The organism is Syntrophotalea carbinolica DSM 2380 (genome assembly GCF_000012885.1).
Classification (GTDB): domain Bacteria; phylum Desulfobacterota; class Desulfuromonadia; order Desulfuromonadales; family Syntrophotaleaceae; genus Syntrophotalea; species Syntrophotalea carbinolica.
Genome location: NC_007498.2, coordinates 2,303,921 through 2,316,740 on the forward strand (window position 1 = coordinate 2,303,921; position 12,820 = coordinate 2,316,740).

The 12,820-nt window shown below is 53.5% G+C and carries 8 protein-coding genes; 1 reads left to right on the top strand and 7 read right to left on the bottom strand.

Going from position 1 to position 12,820, the window contains the following annotated elements:
* Window positions 1-20: 20 nt before the first annotated feature.
* The 5 genes from PCAR_RS10910 to PCAR_RS10930 form a co-directional block, all read right to left on the bottom strand.
* Window positions 21-1,460, bottom strand: coding sequence for a M16 family metallopeptidase (locus tag PCAR_RS10910; RefSeq protein WP_011341728.1), 1,440 nt, complete (start codon window positions 1,458-1,460; stop codon window positions 21-23).
* The gene (locus tag PCAR_RS10915) at window positions 1,457-2,953 is read right to left on the bottom strand and encodes a M16 family metallopeptidase (protein WP_011341729.1); all 1,497 of its coding nucleotides are present in this window, start codon (window positions 2,951-2,953) and stop codon (window positions 1,457-1,459) included. The genes PCAR_RS10910 and PCAR_RS10915 overlap by 4 nt, the downstream gene beginning before the upstream one ends.
* 83 nt (window positions 2,954-3,036) lie before the next feature.
* Entirely contained in the window at window positions 3,037-5,427 is a 2,391-nt protein-coding gene (gene lon, locus PCAR_RS10920; protein WP_011341730.1) for an endopeptidase La, read from the bottom strand.
* Between the two features lie 253 nt (window positions 5,428-5,680).
* Window positions 5,681-6,649, bottom strand: coding sequence for a polyprenyl synthetase family protein (locus PCAR_RS10925; RefSeq protein WP_011341731.1), 969 nt, complete (start codon window positions 6,647-6,649; stop codon window positions 5,681-5,683).
* 267 nt (window positions 6,650-6,916) lie between these two features.
* Window positions 6,917-7,687 carry a J domain-containing protein gene (locus PCAR_RS10930; RefSeq protein WP_011341732.1) on the bottom strand — a complete coding sequence of 257 codons (771 nt, stop codon included), beginning with the start codon at window positions 7,685-7,687 and terminating at the stop codon, window positions 6,917-6,919.
* A 1,004-nt stretch (window positions 7,688-8,691) separates the two neighbouring features.
* On the opposite strand from PCAR_RS10930, the gene PCAR_RS10940 reads away from it, so the two are divergent.
* Entirely contained in the window at window positions 8,692-10,839 is a 2,148-nt protein-coding gene (locus PCAR_RS10940) for a methyl-accepting chemotaxis protein (protein ID WP_011341735.1), read from the top strand.
* Window positions 10,840-10,991: 152 nt separating this feature from the next.
* Here PCAR_RS10940 and PCAR_RS10945 read toward each other — a convergent pair whose 3' ends face one another.
* Window positions 10,992-12,089: a ribonuclease Z gene (locus tag PCAR_RS10945; RefSeq protein ID WP_011341736.1), complete on the bottom strand. Its 1,098-nt coding sequence runs from the start codon at window positions 12,087-12,089 to the stop codon at window positions 10,992-10,994.
* 55 nt (window positions 12,090-12,144) lie between these two features.
* On the bottom strand, window positions 12,145-12,819 hold the full coding sequence (locus PCAR_RS10950; RefSeq protein ID WP_245523285.1) for a YkgJ family cysteine cluster protein: 675 nt from the start codon (window positions 12,817-12,819) through the stop codon (window positions 12,145-12,147).
* Between the last annotated feature and the right edge of the window lies 1 nt (window position 12,820).

A 12,820-nucleotide genomic window follows, 5' to 3' on the forward strand; every position in this document is an offset into this window, starting at 1 on the left:
ACTGTACAGAAGAACCATCCTCAATCTCCGCGACGGGCGGATTCAGCCGTTACATCGACGGGTTTCAGGGGCAATTCGAGCTGACCGGCCAATTCGTCAAGCTGCCCGGGATCGCCCACCAATACCAATGTCAACGATTCCGGATGCAGGTGTCGCCGGGCGGCGGCCAGGACATCTTGGGCAGAAACTGCGGCCAACCGTTCGCGATAGCGACTCAGGTAATCCTCAGGATAACCATAAAAGGCCAGCCGCATGGTCTGGCTGACCACTTCGTGGGAATTTTCAAAAGCGAAGACAAATGAATTGACAAGGCTTTCCTTGGCCAACGTCAACTCGTCATCGGTCACCGGTTGCCGGGCCAACTTCACCATCTCCCGGCGCATCAGGCTAACCACCTCGGCGACCGATGAATTTTTGGTTTCGGCACCGGCGACAAATAATCCCGGCAAGCGACGCCCAACCTGGAAATACGAATAGACCGAATAAGCTAACCCCCGCCTGGTTCGTATTTCCTGCATCATACGGGAATTGAAACTCCCCCCCCCAAGGATAAAATCGAGCACCCGTAACGCATAGAGATCGGGATCGTCTTTATCGATGCCGCGCATCCCCATCAGCACGGTGGTCTGGGGCAGATCCTTGTGAGCAGCCAGCAATACCGGTGGCTCCGGATCAGGCAAGGCCTCGACAGACTGAGGCGGCAGATCCGATGCGTTTTCCCAGTCATCCAGCAAACCGGACAGTAGCGACTCCAGGGTCTTACGATCCACATCTCCGGAAACCGCAATCCAGAGGTTATCCGGCCGGAAAAAACGCCGGTGAAAGGTTTTGAGATCTTCGTGGGTGATGGCAGCGACGGAAGCCAAGGACGGAATGTCGCCCAGGGCATGGTTTCGATACAGGGCGGATACCAGGGCTTTACGTGCAATCATCGAGGAACGGTCATTTTGACGCCGGATATTTTCAAGCATGCGGCGACGGGCCAGTTCGACACGCTCGGAATCAAAACGCGGACGACGCAGCATATCCGCCAAAATACCTGCACCTTGTTCCAGATCATCGCTCTGCACCGACAGATGGATACTCGTCGCATAGCGGTCGGTACCGACCGCCATATCGGCAGCCATCCGCTCCAGGGCGACATCGACTTCATCTGCGCTAAGCTCACCGGCACCGGCACTACGCATCACGCTACCATGCAGTTGGGCCAGACCGCTTTTATGCTGCGGATCGCTGACACTGCCGGCATCGAGCATGGCGGTCACGGTAACCAGTGGCAGTTCATGATCCACACGTAAAAATACGTGCACCCCGTTGGCCAGACGGAAGGTCTCGACCTGCGGCAACTCAAATTGCAGCGGCGCAAACGACAGTGCATTCGGATGCACACTGCGACCGGATCCTGCGCAACCGGTCAACAATACAAGCCCACATAAAAGGGCCATCCCGTATTTTTTCATGGCCGGGATCCTTTCGGAGCAAGAATCGCCACCGTGCGATTTTCCCTGACAAAATAGCGGCGTGCCGCAGTCATGACATCTTCAGCGGTCACCGAAGCGATCTTTCGGTCGTAGTCCACAAGATAGCGCCAGTCGCCCGCAACCGTTTGAAAATAGGTCAGCATCCGGGCCAGCCCGCTGTTTTCCCGTAATGTCCGCAACTGTTCGACGCGCAACCGGTTGCGAACCCGTTGCAGCTCTTCCTCGCTGGCCGGTTCACGGCAGAGGCGATCGAGTTCCCCATAAAGGGCCTGTTCAACCTCCTGCACGGTATGAGGATAACGCGGCACCAAAGAGATAACGAACAGATTGGGGTAACGCGAACCCGGCGCGCCGTAAGTTGAGACCTCTGTTGCCAGCTGTTTTTCAATCACCAGACTCTGGTAAAGTCGCGAAGTTCGACCCTGACTCAGCAACAGATCGATAACATCGAAAACGTAATCGTCATGCGCGGGTAAGGTCGGTTTGTGGTAGGCCACCTGGAGCTTCGGTTGGGCGTCAAACACCACCTCGACACGGCGCTCGCCTCGTTGGGCGGGTTCAACCGCGGCCACATCGGGAACCGGCGTGCCGGCAGACAAGTGACCGAAATATTTCCCCACCAAAGATACGGCTTGCTCAAAATCGACCGCCCCGACCAGTGCAATGACGGTATTGGTTGGGGCATAATACTTGTGCATGAAGTCCCGCGCATTCCGGGGAGTCAGATTCCGGATGTCGGAAGGCCAGCCGATGGTGGGATGGCGATAAGGATGCACGGTAAACGCCGTCGCCAGCAGGTGCTCATAAAGCAAACCGTCGGGATTACTGTCGTAAGAGCGGCGGCGCTCTTCCTGAACCACCTCGCGTTCGGTGTAAAACTCGCGAAGCACGGCGTGAGCCATGCGGTCCGATTCCACCGCAGCCCATAACTCGAGCTTGTTCGACGGCAATGAAACGACATAGCTGGTCGAGTCCTTGCTGGTAAAGGCATTGTAACCGACGCCGCCATGACGGGCATAAATACTGGAGGCTTCGTCCGTAACAACGAATTGCCGGTGCTTTTGCTGCAACGCATGCAGTTGTTTTTCCAGACGGGCAAGCTCCTGCGTATCGGCATCCGGAGTACGACGCAGACGATCCAGAGCATTTCCCGTCTCTTCGATCGCCGCCAAAAGCGGCTTCTCGGCTGCATAATTGCGCGTACCGAGAGTTTCGGTACCCTTGAATCTCAGGTGTTCGAGGAAGTGCGCCAGGCCCCGGTTACCGTTGGTTTCATCGACAGACCCAACCCCCACAGTGATATATGCGGCAAAAGTAGGAGCGTTATGCCGCTCGACCACCAGCAGATGCAAACCGTTGGGAAAAACGTGTTCCCTTACCTTATCGGCCAGCGGCTGCGCCTGACACGTCGAGGCCCACAGACAACATAAAAAAAAGGCGGCCAGCCGCCGCCATCCAATCAGAACTCGCACAATATATCCTGCTTTCTTCTTAAAAGTTTTGTAATGACGACACTCCCCGAGTATATACCCAAGCCCCGGGGAAAAGGCAAGCATCAAGATCCCGATGGCGGATCGACGGCCAGATGTTGAGGACAGTCAAACAATCGAGGACCGTGTTCCGTATCCGGGATAAGGGTATGAGCGACCACCTCGGACAGATTATCCACCAGCAGGACCGTCATTTCGGCAAGAATGTGATCGTCGAGTTCTTTGAGATTTTCCCGGTTGCGCTCCGGAAGCAACACCGTGGTCACACCGGCCCGTCTGGCTGCCAACACCTTTTCCTTGACTCCTCCGATGGGTAGGATCCTGCCCGTCAGGGTCAACTCCCCCGTCATGGCGACATTGCGCCGTGCCGGTCGCCGGGTCAGCTGGGAGATAAGGGCCGTTGCGATGGTGACACCAGCCGACGGACCATCTTTGGGGATGGCGCCGGACGGAACGTGGAGGTGAATATCCAGGTTTTCAAACACTTGGGCATCGATGCCGAAATCGGCGTGATGGGCCCGTACATAGGACAATGCGGTTTTGGCGGATTCCTGCATGACATTACCAAGGCTGCCGGTCAGCGTCAGATCTTTGCGACCGGCCATGGTCGACACCTCGACAAAAATGATATCTCCCCCGGATTCGGTCCAGGCAAGACCGGTCACCACCCCGACGCGATCTTCCTCGGCCGCCACATCGGAAAAATACTTGCGTGGACCGAGCATTTTCTCCACCTGATCGGAACGGATGACCTCTGGTGCGTCCTTACCCTGCGCAACGGCCTTGGCGACCTTGCGGCAGACCGAAGCGATCTGCCGATCGATACTGCGCACGCCAGCCTCGCGCGTGTAGTTCTTGATGATTTTAAGCACGGCCTGTTCTTCGAATTGCAGGGGATGCTTATCCAGCCCGTTTTCAGAAACCTGTTTCGGTATCAGGTATTTAAAAGCGATCTGCAGTTTCTCTTCGTCGCTGTAGCCCGGCAAACGCAGCACTTCCATCCGGTCCCGTAATGGCGGAGGCACCGTATCCATAACATTGGCCGTCGTAATGAACATGACATGCGACAGATCGAAGGGAACATCGAGATAGTGATCCGTAAAGCTGTAGTTCTGCTCGGGATCGAGAACTTCCAGCAATGCCGCTGCCGGATCGCCACGAAAATCCTGGCCGATTTTATCGACCTCATCGAGCATGAACACCGGGTTATTGGCTCCGGCACGGCAAATTTCCTGAATGATTCGGCCCGGCATGGCTCCTATATAGGTGCGCCGATGCCCCCTGATTTCGGCTTCGTCCTTCATCCCCCCAAGGGAAATGCGTATAAATTTGCGCCCAAGAGAACGCGCGATGGAACGGCCGAGAGAGGTTTTACCGACGCCGGGAGGACCCACGAAGCAAAGAATGGGGCCCTTCAGAGAAGACTTGAGGCTATGAACGGCCAGAAACTCGAGAATGCGTTCCTTGACCTCCACCAGGTCGTAATGATCATCATCCAGGGTCTGCTGAGCACGATCAATATCGAGGATATCGGACGTCCCCCGCTGCCACGGCATATTGCAGAGATATTCGACATAGGAACGGGCTACGGTGTATTCGGGAGAAGAAGGATTGATCCGCTCGAGCCGGGCCAACTCTTTTTCCGCTACGGATCGGACGACTTCCGGCATCTCGTCGCTTTGCACAATCGATCGAAACTGTCGGATATCCGCCTGATGGGGATCTTCCTCGCCCAATTGATTTTGAATATGTTTAAGCTGTTCCCGCAACAAGTGTTCTTTCTGACTGCGAACGGCCTGCCGCGACCGGTCGGCGCTTCCGCCTCCCCGGGCCTGCATTTTTTGAATCTCGGTCGTCAGAAACAGATAAACATCCTTAAGCCGTTCAAGAGGATCGAGCGTCTCGAGCAGGCGCTGCTGATCCTTGACTTCCATGTTCAGATATACAGCCAGGCTGTCGGCAAGCTTGCCGGATTCATCGATACGATCGATGGCATGGTGTGCATCCTCGGGCAGCATTTGCCCAAGAGATTGGGCTACACGCAGCAAAGCGATGATACTCTGCATCAATGCCTGGGCCACGGAGTTGCGGTTTTCCCGTTCGGGAATCAGACTCACGGAAGCCATGGCGAAGGGCGTAACCTGTAAAGTGGTGATCAGGCGAACCCTGTTGACGCCCTCCAAAATGATTTTGCATCCGCCTTCGGGAAACCGCAGCACCTGATTGATACGGCAGATAGTCCCTACCCGCGCAAACTGTTCGCGTCCGGTAATCGGATCGATGGCAAGCACAGTCAGAACCACCAACAGTCTGTTGTTACGCAAGGCCTCTTCAACCAACCCCATATGTTCTTTGCCGATGAACAGCGGAAAGGACATGTGGGGGAATATCACCTGATCGTGCAGTGGATATACGGGCAACTCCGGCGGAATCGCATCGAGAGGGTGTCCGGTCATGGGTGTCTCCCTTCGCCGCAAACCTCATGAGGAACATGCTCCGGATCCAAGGAGATCTGTGCCGAAAATCCGAAGCGCCAGGGTACCTCTTAAAAAGCTGCGAGCATCCGCAACAGGCTCAGCTGAAAGAACTCCAACATGAAAGAGGTAGCTTAATGATAGCAATCGACAATAAGCTGTCAAGGGCAGGAAATTGTTATCATTCCAAGAGTTTGGAAAGGAGAGAGCATTTGGCGCCGATGCGATCCGCGGGTCAGGACCGACGGTGGACGGCGGATTCCGCCAACTCGACAAGAGCCTGGCGCGCAGGCGAATCGGGAAAACCCTGCAGGCGCAAACAGGCCTGCTTCACATAAGAATCAGCCTGTCTCTGGGTATACCCGATACCATCGTAACGATTTATAAGATTTTGAACGAAGGCCAGATCTTCGGCATGCAGCTGTCCCTTGGCCAGAATTCCCGAAACCTGCTGCCTTTCCTCGCCCTGACAATGGCGTAAGGAATGAATCAGAGGCAGAGTCATTTTTCCTTCCGCCAGATCGCGACCCAGCAGTTTACCCGATTCGTTCTGATCCGCAACATAGTCAAGAGCATCGTCCACCAGTTGAAAAGCCACCCCGAGATGCATGCCGAATCCGGCAAGATCCTCTTCCTTTTCAGCGGACAGTTGACCGAGAATGGCTGCGCAACGACAGGTAGCGGAAAACAAAGCGGCCGTTTTGCTGCGCACCACCGACAAGTAACGCTCTTCGTCAAGAGACAGATCACCGCTGTTGATGAGTTGAACCACCTCGCCCTGCGCCATTAGCGAAGTGGTATTGGCCAGAACCTGCATGATACGTCGATCGCAGAAATCGACCATCATTTCAAAACATCGGGCGAACAGATAGTCGCCGACCAGCACGGCGATGTCGTTGCCCCAGGTGACGTTGGCAGCCACCTGCCCCCGTCGCAAGGTTGCACCATCGACGACGTCGTCATGCAATAAGGTCGCGGTATGAATGAATTCAATGACGCTCGCCAGAGGATACCGATGTTCTCCGTTGTAGCCGCTTAAACGCGCACAAAGAAGCAACAGAACCGGACGGATGCGTTTACCTCCGCTAGCAAGGATATAGTCGCTCATCTGACGGATCAAAGGCACATCGGATGTCAGATACTGACGGAAACAGCTTTCGATATGTTGCAGATCTTCTTTAAGCAGTGTCTGGGCAAGCTGCATGTAAATTCCCGTATCCTTTAAAGTAAAATGGCCTTCATCCTAAAAAAATCGACCAATCTTTGTCAAAGCATTTCTCCCGGCCAAAACCGAACCTGATGGCAACGGAAACGATGCGTCACCCGCTGTCTTCCGGCATTTTATCAAACACCGAAACAGATGGCAGGTTTAAGCAGAAACAGAGAAAAAACAGCCATAGCTGAAAACGGGCAGGACCGCTGGCCCTGCCCGTTTTCGGAACATATGACGACTTGAGGCAGCAAGGGATGCCTACCAATAAGATCCTGAACCGTTTGCGTACCGGCGATTGTGCTCTTGATGCTCTTGTGCGAGCTTCTCCATTTCCTCGTGGCTCAGCACGGATTTTTCCACGAAAAACTGCCCGAGCTTTTTCTGCTGGGAGCGTTGAAAAAAAAGCAGGGTTTGCAACTGTCGCTGCGTGAGCAGTTCCAATCCAACGGCCTTTTCACCAAAGCGCCGGCCCAGCTTTCTGAAACCAAGGATATAACGTATGGCGCTCTCGTCCAACCACCCCCAGCGCTGCGCAATATCTCCCAGGTTCGGTCGTTGCCGACGTTGCCACATCAGCGCATCCGTCAACAACCTGAAATCGATGCATTTTCGATAGTACAGATACAATCCGATCTGCAATACGCGAGGCGGCAGATAACCTCTGCTGAAATGGCGTCCGGGGGAAGGCCGTCGAGGCGGAGCGGAACGAGGGGCTGACGCGGCCGACTTCGGAGCAGCTCGCTTGGACACGGAAGGTGGCGTCCACAGCCCACTTTCACGCAATTTGAAATAGTCGCAGACAACTTCATAGGATGCCGCCAGTTTCTGGAACTGTTCGGTTCGGGATTGTTGTATGGAACCACTGGCGCCACTGAACAGGTCAGGGTGGGTCTCTTTGACTTTACGCCGATAGGCCGATTTCGCACCACTCGGCTGCAGATACGAAAGAAACTCCAGCGACAATTGGATATCAGTACCGAAAAGAAACCGGCAAGCCTCAAAAAGATCGCTTTCAGTTATCCGTGCCACCAAAATCGGCTCCCCTGAAAGTGGAAAACAACGGCATGCACCTCACCGTTTCCATCGAACGGCCAGAAAACTACGCCACACCGCATAACAGCGTAATGCCATTTAACCTTTTGAAACTATTTTGTCAATATGTTTCGGATTTATCACCACCGCATCAAAGTTATTGAAACCAGATGGGGATCGAGTAAATTTAGCTACCACCGTTGCAGCGTATTCGAGGTTGATTACAGATCGCTCCCGATAACATACATATGAGCTGTCTTTTCAGAAAAACCGGGAAATCACCGTATAAATAAAATACGTCTTCTAACCTGACCTTGTCGACGTCAGAAACATGACAAACCAAAACACGCTGCTGAGGCCTTTATAGCGTCAGAATGGACTTCCATCCATGCAATATCTCAATAATGGCCTACTTTCTCCCCCCGAGAGTCAATTTCTTGAACCCTCAACGAGGTTACCCATTGATAAAAATTTCATCAATCCATATCTAATACACAGAATACCCCAATGAATTAAACTAAACGTGATCTTAAAATCATTTAAAATACGTCAAACTTATTGCTTAACTAATCGATATAACACATGTTTTTTTATTCAGGGAAAGTGAATTAAAATCCATCTTCCAGTCCATTTTCGATCCCGGATTATTTCATTCTCACATGGATTCCGCTGGCGTCTCATGGCTATTTTGTGTATAAAAATATCAGTCTATCGGTCGGCACCTGAACCAATCCATCGCGCAGGGGATTCAACCCCCTTAAAATACTAAAAAATGCGCGCGGATTGAACCCACAACGCCACCAGATGAACACGAGACCAATTCAACCTCAAACTGTCGACCGAGTTTCGGATATCGAACATCAGTTTTCTGCGGTATGACCTTTGCAGCCACTTGATTTGATTTGCAGACAGCAAAACCATTTTATCCAGCCGGCTTTCAGCAGCAACGACGCTGTCCGCATCAGCGGATCTGAACACCGGCAAAGGGAGGGGGGCAACTCGTGAAGGACCTTAAAATCCCAGCAAAGATCTTTCTACTCAGCGGCAGCATCATTCTGATTTTCACCCTGGTCGCGTCATGGCTCTATCTTCATTTTCGCAACAACATCATGGAAGCGCGTCGCAATGAAATCCGCCACGTCGTAGAGTCGGCTGTGGGCCAGGTGGAACATTTCGCCCGCCTGGACAAAACAGGCCAGCTGACCACCGAAGAGGCTCAGGCCCGAGCCAAAGCCATCATTCAGGATCTGCGTTTCGCCAACGACAACTATTTCTGGATCAACGACATGCAGCCCAGCATGGTCCTCCACCCTCTGGATCCGGAACTCAACGGCAAGTCGCTGGCGGCCACAGAAGATTCCAACGGCATGCGCATGTTCGTAAAGATAACCGAGATTTGCCGTAAAAACGGCGAAGGCTTCCTTGAATATGCCTGGCACAAAGAAGGTTCCTCAAAGCCTGTCGGTAAAATTTCCTTTGTTAAAAGAGTACCGCAGTGGAACTGGGTCATCGGATCCGGCCTGTATCTGGACGACATACAGAAGGTTCTGTCCAAACTGTTTTACACCACATTTGGCATCCTTGTGGTGGTGATCATCTCCTCCATGACATTGGTCTTTTTCGTTACCCGCGGCATCTCCCGTCCATTGAACGAGTCGGCCGAAATCATGGAGAAAGTCGGCAAAGGGGATTTCAGCCTGCGTCTCAACCTCGATCGCAAAGACGAAATCGGACGTATGGCCAAAGCCCTCAATCAATGCATCAGCAGCGTTGGGGAGATGTTCCTTAATATCCGGACCATGGGCGTACAGATTGCCGTCAATACGCTCAAAGTTTCCAACCAGGTGGATGTATCCTCCAGGAATTCCGTCGAGCAAGGTACGCTGGCACAGGATATTTTTGCCAGCAGCCAGCAAACCAATGCGGCCCATGCGGAAATATCCTCCAACACCCAGCACATCTGCGCCTCAACCTCCAACAACCTGGAAACGGCCCAAAACTCCTTCCAGGAACTCATGGAGACCAACAACAGCATCAACTCCATGACGGAAAAGATTGCCGGCTACACGGTCACCATCGGCCAGATGGATACCGAGTCGCAAGACATTAAAAAGATCGTATCCCTTATTAAATCCATCGCAACCCAGACCTCTTTGCTGTCTCTCAACGCAGCCATCGAAGCCGCACGCGCCGGCCAGGCCGGCAAAGGCTTCGCCATCGTTGCCGACGAGGTTAAAGCCCTGGCCGAGCAGGTCAATGCCGCCAGTGAAGATATCGCCGACAAAATCAACAACATGCTGGCCCATATCGAAACCTGCATCAACGAAACGGAAGATATCAGCAACGTTGCCTCGGCCACCCAGGCAGCGGTCAGCAAATCATGCGACAGCTTTAAAACCATGATCTCGGATCTGGAAAAGAGCGACGATCAACTGCAGAGCATCACGGCTTCGGTGGAAGAATTGTCCGCCGCCAACAATGAGGTTCACGGCAAAGTCGACCACATCAACCAGATCAGCCGTGAAGTATCGGACACCATGGAAGAAGCCAAGGATTCCACCGAGGCTCTCTACCAGATCACCGAAAACCTGCAGCGTATGAACGCTCGCTACAAAACCGGCAAAGGTTATGGGGAGCACGTTGTCGGCGAGGTGCGTAAAGCGCGCAGCAAAATTCGTAAAAACATGGAAAAAATGCTTGAGCGCGGCATCGATATTTTTGATCGCAACTACCAGCCGGTAGCCGGAACCGATCCGCAAAAATATCAGACAGCCTATACCGAGGCCTTTGCCAAAGAACTTCAGTCCATCTACGACAAACTGGTCAGCGACCTTAAAGGCGGAGTTTTCGCCGTATGCGTCGACGTCAACGGCTATGCGGCAACCCACAACAGCTTCTGTTCGAAGCCGTGTACCGGTGACCCCGAGACCGACACCGTCCACAGCCGTCACCAGCGTATTTTCGACGATCCGAGCAGTCTGGCCGCGGCAAGCAGCACCGCCCCGGTCTTACTGCATACCTACAAACGGGATGACGGCGAGATTCTCAGCGAATTTGCCATGCCTATTTATATCAATGGCAAGCACTGGGGGGCACTGCGATTCGGCTGCGACCCCGAAGTCGCCATGGACATGAACTTCGTTTCCTGAGCCACGTGGCCCTGACTTAAAAGCCCGCCCGGCGATTTTCGTCAATCGCCGGGCGGGCCTGCCTTGTCCCTCTCACCGCTCCCACCCCCTATAGCCGAAACAACTTGTCACATCCGAACCAACCCGCTACGCATAGATCACAAAAAACACCCTCAACACTCCCCTTGGCAATCCATAGGTACTTCACATGGCAATAAAGGCCGCTTGAGCAGTCGCAAAGGCAGGTGAAGCAAGCGTGTTCCCGCCGGGGGCTGCAACTCCCGATAGAGCTCCCGATACCTGGCACCACACGATTTGGATAAGTGCACGGGCAAATAACAACCCGGCCGGATTTTATCCAGCAGCCTGTTCATGTCCAGCGTACAAAGATGATAGGATTGGCGCGCTTTTTCCTTATGATCCGCAAGAAAAGCACATTCGCCGACCAGCAGCTGCACTCCTTTAAGTAAATCGATCACCTGATTCGCATTGCCCCCGGTGTAACCGATATCCGTCATATACCCGATGGACGGTGAAACCGATCGCTTGATCACGGATTCGTAGAATTGACGCGTATCCTTTATCACCATCGAACGATTGCAACTACCGACGGTCTTAGATACCGTCAACGGTGCTTTGCCCAACAATCCGCGATAAAATTGCTGCTTCAATGCTTCGATCCAGGGGCCGGGCACCACGTTGGCCTGCAACACCCGCTTGCTGTCCAATGCAAATGCCGGTTGTTCGGTAACACGAAAAACCAGCACCGGAATCCGGTGGTCGGCCTGTCGGGCTTCAACCTTCACCCATCGATTCTCAAAAACGATGGCATCTTCGCGCGGCACACAGTCGGTGAACGCGCGCCTGAATTGCCGAGAACCGGGGAACAGCCATCGGCACGTCCGATCCGGATACACTTCATGCACCTGAAAAGTACACCAGAAGGCCTCATGCAGATTCCAGTCGTAGGCGGATAGCTTATGTTCGATCTTGTCGGCGAGACCGGGCGGTCCGAAAATGTCAAACACACGGGGAGACACCAGCACATGGCGAACCAGCGTATCGAACCCCATAAAATGATCCATATGCGCATGACTGACGAACAGCGCCGCAACGGATTTCAGTACACGCTTGGCCAGATGATGTAATTGGCCGCAATCGAACAACAATGCCCGCCCCCAGGGACGCACCTTGACCCAAAGCACCGGATCGTCCAGCAACCCGGCAAAACAGGTGGGTTCCAGATAGCGGAAATGCATCCCATACGGCATAGGCCTCCTCCGTAAAGAAATAAGCAGCCATATTCATTTTACCAGGCAGCAGGGATTAAGCGTCGGGGAGTGGCCTGATGCGGGCGAAATCGATGAGTAGAGCGGTGGGGATAAAGGTATCCGCTTCATTAAGCGAACGACCGAACAGTGCGTAAGTAAAAGCGCCGAACAGCGCCATCTCCTGCTCGAAAAGGTGCTGAAACTCCCAGCGTATCTGTGGCATGGATAAAGGGTTCACCGAAGTGAAATTGAGAGAGCAGTACAATTCGGAAAAACAGGTACCGGAGGTATCGATATTGGGAATGCCGTGCTGACGACAAATCAACGGTCGCCACGCGTAAACCATGCAGCAACCATCTTCGTCCAGCAACGGGCAGGGTGTCTGATCATCTTCAGGCATGTCTGTCCATAGATGATCGGGCATGCTGTTCAATAGATAGGGATGACTAAACCCGGGCCACTGCGCCTGCAACTGCCGCAACCGCTGCTCGGCTCTGGCTGTTACTTCCTGACGTTGCTGAGCGGGCAACTGCAGAAATCCATACTGCAGCAACCAAGCATCGAGCAGGGTAATATCGAACAGTCCGCGGCAACAGGCAGAACACCCCTTATCGCAGTGGACGTGTTCATCTACCTCAATTTTGCATCGCGCAAACCAGGCATCGACTGTTTCCAGCAACTGGCGGTATTTAAGGGCAATAGCTTCCAGTGCCATCCATCGTTGCGTCATA

Coding starts and splice junctions, on each gene's coding strand:
- PCAR_RS10925 (WP_011341731.1), bottom strand. CDS start 6,649: ATGCAGCTTGCCCAGACACTGCTTAAAGAAGATCTGCAACATATCGAA.
- PCAR_RS10945 (WP_011341736.1), bottom strand. CDS start 12,089: ATGCCGTATGGGATGCATTTCCGCTATCTGGAACCCACCTGTTTTGCC.
- PCAR_RS10910 (WP_011341728.1), bottom strand. CDS start 1,460: ATGAAAAAATACGGGATGGCCCTTTTATGTGGGCTTGTATTGTTGACC.
- lon (WP_011341730.1), bottom strand. CDS start 5,427: ATGACCGGACACCCTCTCGATGCGATTCCGCCGGAGTTGCCCGTATAT.
- PCAR_RS10950 (WP_245523285.1), bottom strand. CDS start 12,819: ATGACGCAACGATGGATGGCACTGGAAGCTATTGCCCTTAAATACCGC.